This window comes from Flavobacterium sp. 25HG05S-40, from assembly GCF_052654735.1.
The window spans coordinates 3,188,474-3,206,905 of record NZ_CP199750.1; the positions used below are offsets into that span (position 1 = coordinate 3,188,474).

At 38.0% G+C, this 18,432-nt stretch carries 17 protein-coding genes; 13 read left to right on the top strand and 4 right to left on the bottom strand.

Going from position 1 to position 18,432, the window contains the following annotated elements:
• Positions 1-85: 85 nt before the first annotated feature.
• Both ACULEU_RS13915 and ACULEU_RS13920 read right to left on the bottom strand, forming a co-directional pair.
• The gene (locus ACULEU_RS13915; RefSeq protein ID WP_445453167.1) at positions 86-2,590 is read right to left on the bottom strand and encodes a DEAD/DEAH box helicase; all 2,505 of its coding nucleotides are present in this window, start codon (positions 2,588-2,590) and stop codon (positions 86-88) included.
• On the bottom strand, positions 2,587-3,537 hold the full coding sequence (locus tag ACULEU_RS13920; RefSeq protein WP_445453168.1) for a HamA C-terminal domain-containing protein: 951 nt from the start codon (positions 3,535-3,537) through the stop codon (positions 2,587-2,589). Before ACULEU_RS13920 ends, ACULEU_RS13915 begins: the two co-directional genes overlap by 4 nt.
• A gap of 358 nt (positions 3,538-3,895) precedes the next feature.
• On the opposite strand from ACULEU_RS13920, the gene ACULEU_RS13925 reads away from it, so the two are divergent.
• From ACULEU_RS13925 to ACULEU_RS13950, 6 genes are all read left to right on the top strand, one after another.
• Entirely contained in the window at positions 3,896-4,417 is a 522-nt protein-coding gene (locus tag ACULEU_RS13925; protein ID WP_445453169.1) for a hypothetical protein, read from the top strand.
• A 106-nt stretch (positions 4,418-4,523) separates the two neighbouring features.
• A complete protein-coding gene (locus tag ACULEU_RS13930) occupies positions 4,524-4,940 on the top strand; it encodes a hypothetical protein (protein ID WP_445453170.1) in 417 nt (138 codons plus the stop codon).
• A 238-nt stretch (positions 4,941-5,178) separates the two neighbouring features.
• A complete protein-coding gene (locus tag ACULEU_RS13935) occupies positions 5,179-7,155 on the top strand; it encodes a tetratricopeptide repeat-containing sensor histidine kinase (protein WP_445453171.1) in 1,977 nt (658 codons plus the stop codon).
• A gap of 6 nt (positions 7,156-7,161) precedes the next feature.
• Complete coding sequence (locus ACULEU_RS13940) at positions 7,162-7,917, top strand: LytR/AlgR family response regulator transcription factor (protein WP_445453172.1); 756 nt, start codon at positions 7,162-7,164, stop codon at positions 7,915-7,917.
• Positions 7,918-8,110: 193 nt separating this feature from the next.
• Positions 8,111-9,289, top strand: coding sequence for a hypothetical protein (locus ACULEU_RS13945; RefSeq protein ID WP_445453173.1), 1,179 nt, complete (start codon positions 8,111-8,113; stop codon positions 9,287-9,289).
• A 19-nt stretch (positions 9,290-9,308) separates the two neighbouring features.
• Positions 9,309-11,153, top strand: coding sequence for a T9SS type A sorting domain-containing protein (locus ACULEU_RS13950; RefSeq protein WP_445453174.1), 1,845 nt, complete (start codon positions 9,309-9,311; stop codon positions 11,151-11,153).
• 97 nt (positions 11,154-11,250) lie between these two features.
• On the opposite strand, the gene ACULEU_RS13955 is transcribed toward ACULEU_RS13950, so the two are convergent.
• Positions 11,251-11,460 (bottom strand): hypothetical protein, encoded by a 210-nt coding sequence (locus ACULEU_RS13955; protein ID WP_445453175.1) that lies wholly within the window; start codon positions 11,458-11,460, stop codon positions 11,251-11,253.
• A gap of 313 nt (positions 11,461-11,773) precedes the next feature.
• Here ACULEU_RS13955 and ACULEU_RS13960 point away from each other — a divergent pair, with 313 nt between their 5' ends.
• The 7 genes from ACULEU_RS13960 (at position 11,774) to hemN (ending at position 18,113) form a co-directional block, all read left to right on the top strand.
• Positions 11,774-13,063 (top strand): acetyl-CoA hydrolase/transferase family protein, encoded by a 1,290-nt coding sequence (locus ACULEU_RS13960; protein WP_445453176.1) that lies wholly within the window; start codon positions 11,774-11,776, stop codon positions 13,061-13,063.
• A gap of 99 nt (positions 13,064-13,162) precedes the next feature.
• Positions 13,163-13,669 (top strand): hypothetical protein, encoded by a 507-nt coding sequence (locus ACULEU_RS13965; RefSeq protein ID WP_445453177.1) that lies wholly within the window; start codon positions 13,163-13,165, stop codon positions 13,667-13,669.
• Between the two features lie 101 nt (positions 13,670-13,770).
• Entirely contained in the window at positions 13,771-14,205 is a 435-nt protein-coding gene (locus ACULEU_RS13970; protein WP_445453178.1) for a hypothetical protein, read from the top strand.
• Between the two features lie 11 nt (positions 14,206-14,216).
• Complete coding sequence (locus tag ACULEU_RS13975) at positions 14,217-14,423, top strand: YgaP family membrane protein (RefSeq protein WP_445453179.1); 207 nt, start codon at positions 14,217-14,219, stop codon at positions 14,421-14,423.
• Between the two features lie 31 nt (positions 14,424-14,454).
• On the top strand, positions 14,455-15,282 hold the full coding sequence (locus tag ACULEU_RS13980; protein WP_445453180.1) for a restriction endonuclease: 828 nt from the start codon (positions 14,455-14,457) through the stop codon (positions 15,280-15,282).
• A gap of 4 nt (positions 15,283-15,286) precedes the next feature.
• Complete coding sequence (locus tag ACULEU_RS13985) at positions 15,287-16,642, top strand: MBL fold metallo-hydrolase RNA specificity domain-containing protein (RefSeq protein ID WP_445453181.1); 1,356 nt, start codon at positions 15,287-15,289, stop codon at positions 16,640-16,642.
• A gap of 112 nt (positions 16,643-16,754) precedes the next feature.
• Positions 16,755-18,113 (top strand): oxygen-independent coproporphyrinogen III oxidase, encoded by a 1,359-nt coding sequence (gene hemN / locus ACULEU_RS13990; RefSeq protein WP_445453182.1) that lies wholly within the window; start codon positions 16,755-16,757, stop codon positions 18,111-18,113.
• 80 nt (positions 18,114-18,193) lie between these two features.
• On the opposite strand, the gene ACULEU_RS13995 is transcribed toward hemN, so the two are convergent.
• Positions 18,194-18,427, bottom strand: coding sequence for a YdcH family protein (locus ACULEU_RS13995; RefSeq protein ID WP_445453183.1), 234 nt, complete (start codon positions 18,425-18,427; stop codon positions 18,194-18,196).
• Between the last annotated feature and the right edge of the window lie 5 nt (positions 18,428-18,432).

Sequence of the window (18,432 nt, forward strand, 5' to 3'; positions counted from 1 at the left end):
CTTCGATTTTGTGTGGTAGCGGGGGATTTTGTATTGCAACGCTTATAGTGAGGACTCCAAGTCTGAAGACTTTGCGCAGCGGGGGTTATTCAATATTTTTATTAATGTCATCAATAATTATTTCAGAAATGTCAAATTGCTGAAAATCTTGTTCCTTCAACCATTTTAAACATTCACTTTTTGACATTTGTGTATTTGTAATATAATTGGAGAGTTCAATTACTGAACTTCTAGTTAAGCCTATTGATAAAAGAGACAAATGGGTTTTTTGAGAAACTCCAAATTCAAGCCACAGATTTAGTTGAGGAATTTGGTCAAGTAATTCCCTATTATTCTTCGACTCCAAAAAATATCTTAGAATGTCTATATAACATCCAGAATCTCTCGCAAATCTGAATCTAACGAAGCTTTCTATATTTTCCATTACTTCTCTAATAATAGTTTTTAATTTTTTATCACTCCCTTTGTTTTCATAAGATTTTTGACTTCCAGAAATCAGAAAAGACAATGGTCTTCCCTTCATCCAATTAATTAAGAGAATTGCTCTAGAATTATTTAGTGGTTCGGGATAATTTGAGATAGTTGTACCTATCCTGCCTACTAATTTTACATACTCTTCATATGCATTATCGTCTTCTGGATAAACGGGGATAAACTCATCAATCGTATCGATATTTTCATTAAAGTAGTCATATAAAGTTTGCTGTGCAATAGGCGAAATACCCGGGTTTCTTTTAATTATATAATCAGGTATAATGATTGTTTTTTTCAGTTCTTTGAATATATTAAATAATTCACCCTCTAGTTCATTATCAGCCTCTAATTCATTATTTAAGAACTTTATGTAATAATACCCGAAAGCTGACTCTATGTCTTGTTTGCTTTCTGCAACATCCCTAGGACTGTTATTTTTTATAAAGTCAATAAGTTCATCTTTTTTTGCGACTACTTGATCAATTGCTCTTTTAATCTTTTGCCTTGATTTATTTGGATTTGGAGGTATAGTCCAATCTTGAGGATTTATACAGACTATATTTCCACTAAATTCCTTTCCCCATCTTCCTGCTCTACCAGCTAAGTTCCAAAAATCATTTTGATCTAGAGGAGTATTTCGACCTCTAGTAGGTTTTCTAATAAAAATTGACTTTGCAGGCAGATTAATCCCCTCTAATAAAGTAGATGTACATATTAAATATTTGATTTCACCTTCAGCAAATAATTTCTCTATTTCTTGCCTAATTAGCAATGGCATATTTCCATAATGAAATGCAATACCCTTGTCTAGTACCTTAGCCAAAGTGTAGTCCTTATGTATTGTTTTTTTTATTAAACTTATTAATTCTTTAATTTTTGTTGAAGTTGTAAATTCATTTAATAAATCATAAAGGATCATAGCCTTATCTTCTGATTCTGCTGCTCCATTAGAATAAATAATATTACCGCTTTGCGAATTTGAAATTGATTCACTTAAATAAGTTATTTTCTTAGTTTCGGTATTAGGTCTCTGCTTAAGAATAACTTGACCTAAAAGTATTCTTCTATCCGGTAGACTTAAATGAAGATTCCATTTGTCACTTTTTCTAGGATATTGAGTAGCATAGATTAAATTCTGATTTACGGAAATAAATTGTGTATTAACAATTTGCTTACTACTTTCATTATTTACATTTTCTAACAAGATTTCTGGATTTGATGTAAATGGACTGGAAAAGTAGACTCGTATTCCAATATTATTCTTTACTACTTCTTCTAGTTTTTGCTGAAGAAGAATTCCCCTATTCCCATCATCAATTTTATGAGCCTCATCTATTAATATTAAGTCTAACCTTAAATTACTTTCACATAAAAACCAATGTAATCTCTCTTGTGTAAATATAAATATGTTTGAACAATCCTCTTCTAATTCATTTTGAGGAACTGTGGAAATGTTCACATTGTTAATTTCATACTTTTTTACGAGATCTTTTAAATCAGCCTCTACCTGACTTATTAATGCTCTAGTGGGAACTAAGTAAACTATATTTTTTTTGCCTTTAGTTATTTCTTCTATTAAAATATTGCATAAGATAAATGACTTACCAGCAGATGTTGGTGCAGATATACTTATTGTTTCAAAATTCTCGTATGAATCATGAACGTTTTTCTGAAACTTATTCAATGAAAGTAACTTTCCATTAATAAATATAGAGTTATCTATCTCGGTATTTATTGTTTGTAATTTGAAATTAAGAGGAAAGTTGTTTTTGTATTCTTTACCAATATAATTTCTTTTTATTGCTAAATTTAATGATGGTTTATTTGTCAAATTTGAAAGAATAATTGCAGAGGCATTTTTTTGTATTTCATTAGATGATTCTTCAGAAATGCAGGTTTGGGAAATCCTCAAAGCAGCTTCTAAATGTGAGTTTCTATCAGAATAACTCAAAATAGTAGAAATACCTAACAAATTATTCCAATCAATTTTTGAAAGTAAGATTAACTTATTTTCATTCCAAATTAATTTGGGAATTGTATCACATACAGACAAAACAAGTACTGCTTCATATTGTCTCTTGAAACTTTCAAGCTCAAATAATTTATCAGCTATCATACCTTCAATGTTTCAAGATAATATTTTCTAAACTCAGAAACAGAAGGAAAAGGCATTAAAAAAATATGAATTTCTTTGGTATCAAGTGATGGGAATTTTTTAATTCTCTCAGAAATTTTTCCATAATGCGATTGTAACTCATTTAGGATTTCATCTTTAATGTTGTCTATTGTCTTTGTCTTATTAAGTTCTTTATAAGCTTTCATATCATACCCAATAAAACAAATTCCCTTATAAACTAAGCGATTTGACATTTCACTATCCTTATCAAAGTATTCAACTATCAATTCTTCAAACTCAGGATTATTTACATTGTTGTTTATGTTTTGGGTTATCAACAACAAATCTCTTTCTTGAGTAGATGAATAACTAAGTGGATCTAGTAAAAAGCCATTTAAACTTTTAAAGCATTTATTTATAGCTGCGTTAACATCTTCATACATTTTAGACTCTCCCCAATATAAGTCTAATGTTTTATCATTACTATTATACTTAACATGGATTCCATCTGAACCTTGATAGTGTAATTGCCCTGAAGTTTTTAATGACATTTTGCTGATAAGCTGTGGGATTTTTAAAATTTCTAAAGCTAGGATATACAATAAAAGTTCTCCTCCTTCTCCTGTTCTTTCCAATTCCGTAAATAGTGTTTCAGCTTGTCTTCTTAAGTTCAATATTTTTGAGGTTGAACCTGTTTCATTCAAATGCTTTATAGCCTTGTCAATTTCTTTTTTAGGGATAGCATAATCTACAATTTTAGAGTCAATAAACTCAATTAAATCTTCGAGTCTAAGGTTATCATTCCCATCTGTTTTTAATGCATAGCAGTAACCCTTCGAACTTGTTTTTTCAATGTCAAATTCAAAAGATACTTCTTCAATTCTTGAAAAGATTTCTTTTTTCGTATCTACTAATAAACTATTAATAGCTTTTTCAATCCTATCCATTCATTTAATTGTGTCTGTTAAAGTTAAGAAAATACTTTGTAAAACGAGATTTTTAATAGAAAAATCACAAAAGTTTAAACAGACTCACTCTTCCCAAGCCCCCCAAGAATCCCTTCATATGCCACAAACCCAACCCCAGCCTCCAAGCTGGGTTTTCTTTTTCCACTCACCTCTCCCCAAAAAAAATTTTAACCCCTCTGTGTCAAACTTTTCAAAAAATAAAATCTTGCCACAACAAGTGTGGCAAAGTTTTTGATTTGTCAAAACGTGCCACACCAATATTACTTTTTTTGCCATGAGTAAGAAAAAAGAAAGGAAGCCCGGGACCAGCGCTATATTGGGACTTACCCAGAAACAAATGGCGTTGTTGTTGGAAGTAAGCCGCAGTCAATTGTCGATGTACGAATTGGGAAAGCGCGGTTTACCCCTTAGTGCGCGACAACTGTTAGCCGAGATTGTCGAATTTTTACAGTCTGAGGATAAAGACATCAGGCTCTTGCCCTATCTTATCGAACAGGAAGAAGCCCATAAAAAACAAGTGGAGCAAGAGCTTAGGGACAACGAAGACCAACTGTATATGATTGATAAAAAGGTAGCGGCCTTGGCCACAAGATACAAGAGCAACCTCAATATTATAGGGATTGTAGATTATCTGAACACACGTCCGAATATCCATGAAAAGATTGACGAAGAGCTCTTGGGCGCTTTTGCGGTGGATGCCAAGGTCTCTTTACAAAAATCGGGGCTAGCCGAACTGAATGCACTCCGAAGGAAACAGGAACAATTGGAACTGGAAAAAATACTTTTGGGCTCGGCACTCCAAAAAGCGGTCAGAACCCTAGAAGAAATGAGGAATAAACACTTTTCTTCTGATTGTTAATATCGCAATAAAACCGTTAAATAATTCCTAATTTATTATCTTTTTGAGTGTTTTGGCATGTGATTTGTTTTTTGGCTTGGCATTAGTAACCCTAAATTTTTTTATTATGAATTATTCCGTTCAAAATTTAACACAAGTAGTAGACTGCGATGTGTTATTAGCTAGAGCCTTAAAAAGGAAGGCCGATTTGAATCACAAAAGGTACACTGAAGAAAATCTCACCTCACGTTATGGGGAGACTTCGGAAGAAATTGAAGCTTCCCTGCAAATCGTTATTGCGGAGATCGCTGCGGAAACCACGATTATCGCCGGACTTCCGGAGGGTACTGTAAAATCGGGACACATCTACAAGAAAAAACAATTGGAGTACAAACAGTTGGTGCTCGAGCATCGTTTAGAAAGTTATGGTGTGGTGGCCTACCTGGAACAGGAATTAGATTTGGGAACCTTAGACCAGCAAATCGAAGAGGTAGATGCCTTTATTGATCTGGTTACTGCCAGAAAACTAGAATTGGCCGCATAACATTTATAGCTGGCATTTTGAGAAAGCCGCCCTTTGTGGGTGGCTTTTTTTATGGGACTCGCTTTGTAAAGTCTTCAAAGTTTGCTGAGCCGGCTCTCGATACAATTTTTACGAAGTAAAAATTACGCGAACTGACGGACTTCGAACCCGAGCCTCTCCCAAAACCTTTCGTTGGGAAAATGGTATCTATTATTTCCTTATTTTAGAGCCCGATTTCTAACCCAAGTCCGTTTACTATATGATGCATACGACCCGCCTTATTGCTTTACTGGCTTTTTTGTGGATGACTTCGGCTTCCTATGCGCAAAATACCATCATGGATTCGCTGAAAACCGTATTGCGCAATCCAAAGCTTCACGATACGACTCGATTGCAGGTAATCTCGGATGTCATGAACGAAAGCTATACCGATAATGATCGGAATTATTACGTGCTTAATACCATGTTGGGCGCCTTGGCTCAAAAAAAGTATGCCGAAGAACGGAATCCTATCGTACATAAAGTCTACACCGAATGGCTCGCCAGTTACTATTCTACCAAGGCCAGCGAATATTCCCATCAAGCGGATAAATCAAAAGCGGTAGCTTATCACGACAAAGCTATAGCTCTGTTGAAATCAATTGAATCCTATGATGAAATGTATGTAGCTGTCATTGGAAAAGCTTCCTATTACATCAAAACAGAAAAAGATGACAAGGCTATACCGCTAATCTTCTCCGCGCTCAAATATTACGAAAAAGACCAAAAAGCATACAACCGGGAGATGTCGTACGCCTTTCAGATATTAGCCCATGTATATTCGAGGCAAAAGCAGTATCAAAAAGGGATAGCGTATAGTATAAAAGCCATCCGCTGCTTTGATAACACCTATAAAGAGGACCCTTACAATCAAACCCTATATCTCAAAGCCTTGTCGTATGGTACTATTGCCTTTTGCTACAGCAGAATGAAAGCCTATACCAAAACCATTGAGTACAGTAATAAAGCGTTGGACATCACCAAAAAAATAGGGGCCGATGCCGCGACGGGTATCACCTTATCCAGAGCCGGAGAAGCACACTTAAAACTGGGCCATTTTGAGGAAGCTGAAAAGCTTTACACGGAAGTTTTGAACATGAAAACCTTGACACTGGCTACCGATGACGTAGCCATTACTATGGCAACTACAGGTCTCGGGGTTTTGAATTTTAAAAAAGGGAATTATACAAAAGCAAATGATTATGCCAATAAAGGTCTGGCTTTAAGCAAAAAAACAGGCGATATTAACCTTCAGAAAGAGGCCGCCGATTTGATCTACCTCATCAGTCTCAAAACTAAGAATTTTGAGAAAGCACTCGAAATGTATCAGTATACCGAGAAAATTGTCGATTCTAGTCAAATTGAAGCCTCCAAGAATGCGCTTGCCCAACAACTCCTTAAATACAATTTTGAAAAAAAAGAACTCAAACTGAAACTGGATGCCGAAAAGAAAACCGCAGCCAAAAACAATTGGCTTATCGGACTTTCAGGAGTGCTGTTATTGATGGTTCTGGGCGGTTTCTTCTATTACAGAAATAATAAACAGAAACAAGCAATTACCGTTTTAGAGAAAGACCAAATCAAGCAAAAATTGCTGGTTACCCAAATGAATCCGCATTTTATCTTTAATTCAATTGGCAATATTCAAGGCCTAATTTACGACCACAAAAATACCGAAGCGGTCAATTATCTGGATAAATTCTCTGCCCTTACCCGACAGATTCTGGAAAACTCCAACGAGAATTACATATCGCTTTCGGAAGAAGTCGAAATGACCCAAAACTACTTGGCGATTCAGCAACTGCTCTACCACAACAAATTCGATTTTACCTTAACCATCGAGGAGTCGATTGATCCTGAAACCATCTTTTTACCGCCGATGTTGACCCAACCTTTTATCGAAAACGCTATCAAACACGGCTTGAGTACTACCGCTGCGAATGGGATGATCAGCATCTCCTTTTTTCTGAAAGACCAGAAATTATACTTTGAAGTTTCGGATAACGGAAAAGGATTCGATGCCGTCAAAAAAACCAGCAATCACAAGTCGCTCGCTATGACCATCACCAAAGAACGTCTGATTACCTACACCAAAAATCAGGACTTTGTAGTGCATACCGACAACATCATCGATAAAGACACCAAGGTAGTTGGTGCCAAAGTGCGTTTTGAAATTCCCTATATTTACGAAAATTAAATAGCCATGTTAAAAGCCGTTGTCATTGACGATATCGAAGGTATCCGCAAAAGAAACATTACTATCATTCAGGCGAATTGTCCCAATATTTCCATAATTGGTCAGGCTGAGTCAGTAGCCTCGGGAATAACCCTCATTAAGCAATTGTCGCCCGATATTGTTTTTTTAGATGTAGAAATGCCTGATGGAACAGGTTTCGAATTATTACAGAAGCTCAGTCCGTTTACCTTCAAGGTCATCTTCATCACCGGTTATGAAGATTTTGCGATAAAAGCCTTTCGTTTTTCGGCCATTGATTATTTGTTGAAACCGTTAAATGCGCATGATTTGATGGAAGCCGTAAAAAAAGCCGAAGACGCGCTCAACAAAGAAGTTTTTGATACGAAGCTCCAAAATTTATTTGCCAATCTGGAACGCCCGAAGAACCTACAGAAACTCATTCTAAAAACCTCGGATCGGATTTATTCGGTTAACATTCAAGACGTGGTGCACTGCGAATCGGATAAGAACTATACGACCTTCTATTTTATTAATGCCCCGAAACTAGTCGTATCGACGAATCTGAAAGAGTATGAAACCTTGCTAACACCTTATAACTTTTTCAGAACCCATCAATCGCATTTAATCAACATGGCGTACTTTGACCATTTTATCAAAACCGATGGAGGCAATACCATTATGATGAAAAACAAAACGGCCATTCCACTTTCTGTCCGTAAAAAAGAGGAGTTCTTAGTACTGCTCGAAAATCTTCAACTTTAAGAAAAACGAATTTACGGCAAGTTTCAACGAATATAGTCCAAAAGAAACCAAATGTACATTGGTCAAAATTGGCGGCTTTGTTTGCTGTAGTATTGCATAATAAATTCTGTAAAGTCCTAAGAATTAAGCAAAAAATTTCGTTGCTTTACGCTCTTAAAAAAAAATATCCTAAAATAAAATAAAAAACACCAAAATGAAAAAACAACTACTTATTGTAATCGCTGGATTATTTAGCACTATGGCTTCTGCAGCCGATTTGTATGTTAGAAATGCTGGAGCCGGTGGGGCGTATTCCACTGTAGGCGCTGCTATTACTGCGGCATCAAACGGAGACCGCATCATCATTCAGCCTAAAACCAATGGATCTGCTTATGTAGAAAACCTAACGATCAATAAATCATTGACGTTTGTTTCCGAAACCAATTACAACCGATATTTTATTCAAGGGAGTATCAATATTAGTCCAGCAGCTGGAAGAGTGGTTAGTTTTAATGGCTTAAGCTCCGGAAATTTTACAATTTATAACGTTACTGTTACGGCGGCTACCACTGGAGGAAGAACTACCGTTAACTTATACAACTGCTATCTTAATAATGTAGACACCACTCCGGCAAATACTACTCTAAACATGTCAGGATGTATCGTGAGTGGATATGTATTCTTCTCTCATGGAAGAGTTACGGGTAACAGAATGCAGTCAATGAACGCCTATAACACTAGTGTAGATACTTCTCTTTCAACAGATAATGTTGAAATTATAGGAAATGTGACCACTTTTGGAATTACCAATCAGCAATCGAGTTATCCTTTTATGATGTACAATAATTTTACATCAAGCATTAATGTTTACGGATCGAAACCGAACACTACGAATGAAATCATAAACAATACCGTGTATCAGCCTAGCGGCGGAGACGTAGCGCCAATTTATCTCACCGGAAATGGCAATCCGGGCAGTGGTGGAAACGTTTTAATTATGAACAATGCGATTTCATTTACGGTAGCCCAAACTAATGCCTGTATCCAAACCGATGGTATAGCGAATGTAACGGCAAGTTATAATGTAGCTACCAATGCCTTTGTAACCCAAGGGACCATTACGCAAAGCAATAATACTGGTGCCGTGAATATGACCTTTAACGATACTTTTTATACTGTAACAGGGGGGAATGTAAATGCCGGAAATCCTGCGACAGCCTACACCGATTTAGACTTAACCAGAAACGACGCAGGTCACAAGGGTGGCTCGAATAGCTGGGATAACTACTGGCCAGCAGATGGTGGAGCCAAACCACAAGTAAACTATTTAGTTACGCCGAGAAGCATTTCTTCAGGTACCTTAAACGTAACAGGATCAGGTTTTACTAAATAATCCCAAATCATACATCAAGATGAAAAAATATATTTATAGCCTAGTCGCTTTGTTTATGGTTACCTTGTGTTCTGCACAAATGTTCATAAGCCAGGCCGAGTATTTTTGGGATACCGATCCAGGTGTCGGAAACGGAACCGCTATTTTAGCCACCGACGGAACGTTCAACAGTGCCTTTGAGCAATTGACCCGAACAGGCATTACCTTACCCTCCAATGGTTTGCATAAGTTCAATATCCGTGTTAAAGACAATACCGGAGTTTGGGGACCGGTTTTTACCAATGTCATTAATGTACAGCAATCAACAGCCTCTACCATAATGGCCATTGCACAAGCCGAGTATTTTTGGGACACCGATCCCGGAGAAGGAAACGGAACGACTGTTTTGGCTGCCGACGGTAGTTTTAACAGCACGTTTGAACAACTGACTCAAACAGGAATTGCGTTACCCGCTGCCGGTTTGCATGTGTTTAATATCCGTATAAAAGACAATACCGGAGTTTGGGGACCAGTTTTTAGAAATGTTATTAATGTACAAACTACCCCTTCCGGATGTTTTCAGAAAATCGATGCAGGCGGCGCTCACAATTTTGCTATTAAAAGTGATGGTACACTTTGGTCTTGGGGTACAAGTGGCCATTTAGGAAGTGGCTCGGTCTCTAATTATAATGCCCCAACGCAAATTGGGACGGCAAACAACTGGAAAACCGTTTGCGATGCCGGACAGCATGCTGCGGGAATAAGAACAAATGGAACGCTTTGGACATGGGGTTATAATAATTCAGGGCAGTTGGGTCTTGGCACAGTCGGTACCGGTGTTTTTGTACCAATACAAGTGGGCACGGCCACCAATTGGAAAAGTGTAGCGGTTGGATTTGAAATTACGCTAGCTATCAAAACCGATGGGACGTTATGGGCTTGGGGGCGTAATAGTGGTGGCGGATTAGGAGACGGAACCCTAAACAACAGATCGGTTCCTGCACAAGTAGGTACGGCTAACAACTGGGCTGAATTATCGGTATCCAACCACGTGCTTGCTTTAAAAACAGATGGTACCCTTTGGGGATGGGGTACGAATGCTAGCGGACAATTAGGTAATGGAAACACCACTATTGTTACGGTACCAACACAAATTGGCACGGCTACTTGGCAAAAAATAGCGGCCGCTTTATCCCATACGCTGGGGATACAAACGGACGGTTCGCTTTGGGCATGGGGGAATAACATGTATGGCAAATTGGGTGACGGTACAGTTACCAACAGAACTGTACCGACACGCATTGGCACGGCTACCAATTGGCAAAGTATTGATAGTTATGAAAACCATTCCGTAGCTATAAAAACAGATGGCTCACTATATGCCTGGGGACTAAATAATGAAGGTCAGTTAGGCGATGGTACTGCCACGGACAGATCGGTACCGACTCGTATTGGCACAGCCAACAATTGGCAAAGTGTTTCTGGAGGAGGGTATCATTCGATTGCTTTAAAAACAGACGGTTCGCTATACTCTTGGGGCTATAACAGTGCTGGCCAATTAGGAAATGGCACTAGTGGTTTTACGAATGCCTTTACACCAACAAGTGTTGCTTGTCCTACAAGTACTTTAGCTATTGATGAAGTTGAAGTGACCAGTCAAATTAAGATATATCCGAATCCGGTTAAAGACATTTTAACGCTTTCTTTTGATAAAGAAATGGCAACGGTTTCTATGTATAATGTATTAGGGCAAGAGGTTTTTGTAAAAACGGTTAACAGTAACGAAGCTACTTTAGAAGTTTCTCACTTGACTAGAGGTACTTATATCGTAAAAGCATCAACCGCTGATGGACTTACTTTAAATAAAAAATTGCTTAAGGAATAAACTTTTGAATACCTATTAAGTAAAAATCCCGTATTGTTTTGAACAGTACGGGATTTTTAATTAAGAACGTTTTGTGCTACTGGCACTATGTCGCTACTTAAGAGGCTAACGGCATTCGGTAAATCAGCTCAAACAACTGTTGTTGGATATCCAAATTGCGCTCTTGGTAGAGTTGTTTCTTGAGATTAGCAATAATGATTTGCTTCATCTCTTCCTCCAGATTGCTTAAACGGCTGCGTAAAAAGTTCACCGTGGTGTATTTGTAAGGCGTTGTTTTAAGTCGGTTGATAATGTAATTAGAATCCATAATATTAGTATGTATTAGGTTGTTGTTTTAGTAAATTGTTACAGCTAAAGTATCTCCGAAACCGCACAAAGATGTTATAGCATTTTTTGCCGAATTTATAAGATTTTAAGCAAGGTTGGATTATGGAATTGTTAGCTTATCCGATGGTTTATATTATTAGATTGTTAGGTTTTTTATACTTACCGATTTCAAATTATGAAAAAGAATAGAAGCACTAGGGATTATTTTTACTCCTTTAGAAAAAGTAAACCCTTTATGACGAATGTCATAGTTTACGCCCTTCTATCTCATTAGTTTTGCTAAAAATTTTGATATGAAATATTGCACTACTACAGAAGAGGCTGTTAGCGTAATCCAATCCAACAGCCGGGTATATGTTCAGGCTGCTGCTGCCGTTCCTTCCTTATTAACCAAAGCTTTAAGCGATCGTCATTCCGAACTCCGCAACGTGGAACTCTGCCATCTACATACTGAAGGTGAAGCGCCTTACGCCAATCCGGACTATGCCGATGCCTTTCATGTAAACTCTTTTTTTATCGGCAAAAATGTCCGACACACAATTGAGGCTGGAAACGGTTCGTATACTCCGGTATTTTTGAGTGAACTTCCTAATCTTTTCAGAAAGAAAGTCATTGCGCTTGACTATACTTTTATTCATGTTTCGCCACCCGATACGCATGGTTATTGCTCGTTGGGTATTTCTGTTGAGGCAACTGTTGCCGCACTACAGCTTTCCAAAGTGGTCATTGCACAAGTCAATCCGAATATGCCGAGAACTTTTGGCGATAGCATCATCCATGTCTCTGAAATCGATTATTTGGTCAATGTAGACGTGCCCCTTTATGAGCATAAAATTCAGATTCCGACGGCCATCGAAAACAAAATAGGTCAACATATTGCCAGTTTGATTGACGATAAGAGTACCTTACAAATGGGCATCGGGTCTATTCCTAATGCGGCATTGGCCAACTTGGGCAATCATAAAGATTTAGGCCTGCACACCGAAATGTTCTCCGATGGTGTCATCGACTTAATCGAAAGTGGCGTTATCAACTGCAGACACAAAGGGATTGGCAAAGGTCGAGCACTGGCAACTTTTCTAGTAGGTTCGAAACGACTGTATGATTTTGTAGACAACAATCCGTTTATAGAAATGCGCGAGTCGTCCTATGTCAATGACACGGCCATCATCCGAAGAAATCCTAAAATGACCGCTATCAATTCGGCCATAGAAGTAGATGTAACCGGACAAGTTTGTGCCGATTCTATTGGAGCCAAAATGTACTCAGGCGTGGGAGGTCAAATGGACTTCATTCGCGGAGCGGCTTTGAGTGAAGGCGGAAAAGCCATTATTGCCTTACCATCGACTACCAAAAAAGGTGAAAGCCGTATTGTTCCGTTTTTAAAGCAAGGTGCCGGAGTGGTCACTACACGTTCCCATGCGCAGTACATCATCACCGAATATGGAATCGCCGACCTCTACGGCAAATCCCTGAAACAAAGGGTAAAAGCCTTAGTCAATATTGCGCATCCCGACCATCAAGAATGGATTGACAAACAGTATTTTGAAATGCTGCATCAGTCTGTCAACCGAGTGAACTAGGCGTCTTAGTTTTATTTATCTGAAAACCTGATAATTATCAGCTGCATTGCTATTCGTAATGCGTACATTTACTATGTAAATTAGTATCGTAAAAACCACATGAGTAGGAATCCGAAAAAGAGTTATTTGCTGAGAGCGATTGAAATTCTGTTGATTGTAATGGCCATCAGCCTGTTTTTTCTGGATCGGTACACCGCACTTTACATTAACAATATACTGATTCACTTTATAGTGTTTTATGTAACAGTTACAGGTTTGGCATTAATTGGTATGGTTTTTATTTTGGGTTACAAAAGTTCTTACGCGATTCTTGTCGTGTTGTTCACTACGTTACTTCTTTGCTTTGCCGTAGCTTTCTTTAGTTGGGGTGGCGAATGGAAAACGCAAACCGTACTGTATCAACATAAGTTCTATCCGGAGCGCACTATCGAGTTAAGAATGCGTGGCGATCGCTTTTCCTTTGGTTATAAAAAGCAAATTGTAGCACGAGAAAAGATACTGTCTTTTGTAGATAGAATCACAGATGTCGACACTACAGAAATAGATCAGTCCCAATGGAAAAGAGTTACTATTAGGAATAATAACCTGAAATTCGATGACGACTAGCCCATAAAGCCCGCGTAGATTTTGGTTCAATGTAACATAAAACGCTAACAACAATGAAAACATGTCGCTACCTTCTCCTGTTTGCCCTTATCCCTTTATTAATGGCTCAAAAATGCGCCAACGAATCGGAAGAAACTTACGATGAAAGCGATGATGCTACAGAAATCTATTTGGATAAAAACAATGCCATTACCAAAGAGATGGCTATTGAAAATTGGGAGCTTTTTATCAAGCATTCGCAATCGTCAATTGAGTTCACCGAATTAAAAATAGATAAACTACTCCTGCAAATTGAGGAAGCGGATGGCTATCAAAAAAACCAATGGTTAGCAAGTTGTACTAAAGCCAAACAAGCCCTTGCACGCCTTAAAGCAGAGAGACAGAACAGATACAGGGAGTTTGAAAGCGAATTGGCCGAATATGATAAAGCCGTTTACATAATGAACGAAGTCTTTGAAAAACATTTCAATCAAGAATTATCTGCCATCAATAGCGCTCTTGACACTCTTTTTGAAAAAATATACTCAGGAAAATAATACTATTTATCATGAAAAAAAACATAGGTTCAGCCGATCAGTTAATCCGATTCCTCTTAGCCTTTATAACAGTAATGCTGTTTTTAAGCGACTACATTAGTGGCACACTACTAGTAATTCTTTTTATCCTACTGGCAGTCACTTCATTGAGCGGCTTTTGTCCTTTATACCATCTTTTTAAATGGAACACCAACAAAAAGCCGCGGGAAGAAGAATAAACGTAACCTTCTAAAAGACAAAATTCAACCCATGAAAGTTCAAAAAAACTCAGGGATTATTGTCACTTTTGATAGCAACAAACTCCGACAGTCTTTACTCAAATCGGGTGCCGGAAAAAAAACCGTAGAAAGCGTACTGCAAAACATTGAGCACGAACTATATGATGGTATTCCCACCAAAAAAATCTATAAGCTTGCCAGTCAATTGCTCAAAAAAGTAGCGGCTTCTCATGCTGCCAGATACAATTTGCGCAATGCGTTATTGTTGCTAGGTCCGGCTGGGTTTTTCTTTGAGAAATTTATCGCGCGATTGTATGAAAAGGAAGGCTATAAAACGCTGATTAATCTCAATCTAAAAGGCCATTGCGTCAGTCATGAAGTTGATATAGTAGCGCAGAAAGAACTTCGAAATACGATGATTGAATGCAAATTTCACAACAGCAGTACCAATAATTCTGATGTCAAAACACCGATGTACATCTTGTCGCGCTTCAATGACCTCAAAGTGAACCGCCACAAGCTGTTTAAGGAAAATGAAAAGATAGACCGATGCTGTATTGCCACCAACAATAGGTTTACCAGTGATGCGTTGACGTTTGCGCTTTGTTCGGGGTTGGATTTGCTAAGTTGGGATTATCCTTTCAATGACAATTTAAAGATAAAAATCGATGAAAACGCCCTGTATCCTGTGACTTGCCTTACCACTTTGTCGGCGGTTGAAAAAGAGAAACTACTTATTCTTGATGTGATTTTGGCATCAGAACTACTCCAACATTCTGAAAAACTAAACGACATCGGCATCAGCCACAACAGGCAAAAAAATATACTTAAAGAGGCATCAGAACTTTGTAAAAATTAGTACCATGAAAATACAATTCTTAGGAGGTGCCGGCACGGTTACCGGCTCTAAAACGCTAATAGAAAGTAACGGCATTAGAATTTTAATAGACTGCGGACAGTTTCAAGGAATAAAACCGCTGCGAGAACTCAATTGGGAACCCTTACCGATACTCCCGGACAGTATCGATTTTGTACTGCTGACTCACGGTCATCTGGATCACTGTGGTTGGCTTCCCCGACTGGTAGCCCAAGGGTTTAAAGGAAAGATATACTGTACCTCGCCTACAAAAGAGGTGGCAAAACTCATCTTACGGGATAGCGCTAAAATTCAGGAAGAAGAAGCGTCTAAAGCCAATCGAGACAACTATTCAATACATGAAGTGGCGGAACCTTTATATACAGTAGCCCAAGCTGAGGCAGTATTTCCTCTGTTTCGAGTAATCAAAACTAACGAAGATATTGCTTTGGATACTACCATTAGTGCGGTGTTTAAAAATGCGGGGCATATTATTGGTGCCTGCAGCATTGAACTTAGCCTTGAAAATAAACTACTTGTTTTTTCAGGAGATATTGGGCGTGATTCGGATGTCCTGATGTATGCACCGGTCAAACCTCGTAAGGCTGATTATATTTTTCTGGAAAGCACCTACGGTAACCGACTCCATCCGGACAACGATGTTTTATTGGAATTGGAAACCTATATCAATACTACTTTAGATAATAACGGCACTGTAATTATTCCTGGTTTCGCAGTAGAACGGGTACAATCGGTCATGTATTTGATTTGGTTATTGCGAAAAGAGGGACGTATTCCAGACGTCCCTTATATACTGGATACACCCATGGGAATCAGTGTTCTTGAGATATTTCGAAACAATCCACAATGGCACAAGCTCACGCCAGAAGAATGTACCGCTATGTGCTCCATGTTTTCCTTAATCTCCGATTACAAAGAAACCCTTGATATCATTGAAGATAGTCAACCAAAAGTCATTATTGCCGCGAGTGGAATGGTCACCGGAGGTCGAGTGCTATCGTATCTCGAATATTACATTGAGAAAAACAATTCAACAGTACTTTTTGTGGGCTATCAGGCGGAAGGGACCCGAGGTCGCAAAATGCTTGAGGGTGCTCCTGAAATAAAAATACACGGAAAGTACTATCAGGTAAAGGCTAAGATTTTGGAAATACAAGGAATGTCTGCCCATGCCGATCAGGAAGGCTTACTGAATTGGCTTTCCGAACTCGAAAACAAACCCGAAAGAGTCTTCTTAGTTCATGGTGAAAACCAACCTGCGGACGAATTGCGTCTTAAAATAAAGGAACGCTATGGCTATGCTTGTACAGTGCCATTGCTTTTTCAACAAATAGAACTGTAGTTTCTCTTCGCCAAAACAAACGGGATCCCTTTTCTGAAAAATATATAGTAGTATGATAATTATCATTCTATAACTGTATTTCCATAACTAATTTTGTTTCAAATTATAGGTTATGGAAAAAGAACTCATTCAAAAATATAATGTTCCCGGACCACGATATACTAGTTATCCTACTGTACCTTATTGGGATGATACTTTTAATGCAAGAGTATGGGAAAGAACGTTTACAGCGGCTTATGATGAAAACAAAAACGTTGGACTTAGTCTTTATATCCATTTGCCTTTTTGCGAAAGCATGTGTACGTTTTGCGGATGCCATAAAAGAATTACCAAAAATCATCAACTTGAGAATCCCTATATAATGGCTCTACTTAAAGAATGGGATTTGTATTGTACACTATTCGAAGAAAAGCCACTCATTCGAGAAATCCATCTAGGTGGTGGAACGCCTACGTTCTTTTCGGCAGAAAATTTGGAACTACTAATCAACGGCATTCTATCAAAATCAGTAAAAACTCCTGATTGTGAAATGAGTTTTGAAGGACACCCAAACAATACTACTAGAGAACATTTGGAAAAACTTTATGAGCTTGGCTTCAGAAGAGTGAGTTTTGGGGTTCAGGATTACTCCGACAAAGTACAACGAGCTATCAATCGGATTCAACCGTTCAGCCATGTAGCACGAGTGACTATGTGGGCCAGAGATATTGGATATACTTCTATAGGACATGATATTATTTTTGGATTGCCCTTTCAACACGTAGAAGATGTGGTAGATACCATCGAAAAAACCAATACCCTAAAACCGGACCGTATCGCTTTTTACAGTTATGCTCATGTGCCATGGATTAAAGGAAATGGACAGCGTGGATTTAAAGACGAAGATATTCCACAAGATGACGAGAAAAGAATCCTATACGAAATCGGGAAGAAATTATTGCAACTCAACGGCTATGAAGAAATTGGGATGGATCACTTTGCCTTAGTTTCGGACACGCTTCACAAAGCATCCGTTGTTGGTGAATTGCACCGTAATTTTATGGGGTACACTACAACACGTACCAAAATCATGGTAGGTTTAGGTGTTTCTTCGATTGGCGATTGTTGGTATGGCTTTGCTCAGAATGTAAAAAGTATAGAAGAATATTATACGTTATTAGAAAAAAATCAATTACCGCTTGTAAAAGGGCATATTTTAACTCCGGAAGACCTAGTGATCAGACAGCATATTCAGAATTTAATGTGTCGATTTGAAACTTCTTGGAGCGATGATGCGCTTTATTTTGAAGCTATTCCACTAGTGCTTTCGCAACTGGAAGAAATGGAGCATGATGGTCTTTTGACTATTGGAAACTCCTCTATCAAAGTCACTAAAAAAGGAAAGCCCTTTGTACGGAATATTTGTATGGCCTTTGATTTGCGTTTGAAAAGAAGAACCCCTCAGTCCAAACTATTTTCGATGACCGTTTAGCTTTAAAACAAGAGTTAATTACTATAAAAAACCACGTTTCGCAACGTGGTTTTTTCATTAATTTAGACTTAAAAACTATATTAATTACTGGCTAATATGGCAAATATGGCATCTTTGATATGTAATAATTTGGCTTTCTTGGCATGTATAATAGCGTCTGAAGCCAATTCTACTCCGCTGTTAAGACGACGGATTTCGTGCTCTATTTCGTCGTATTCTTCAAATAATTTTTTAAAATGGGAATCCTGTAATTTCAATTCGTGAATTTTACTTTGGTATTCCGGAAACTCGTGTAATAAATCGTGCTTTTCCATAAGGT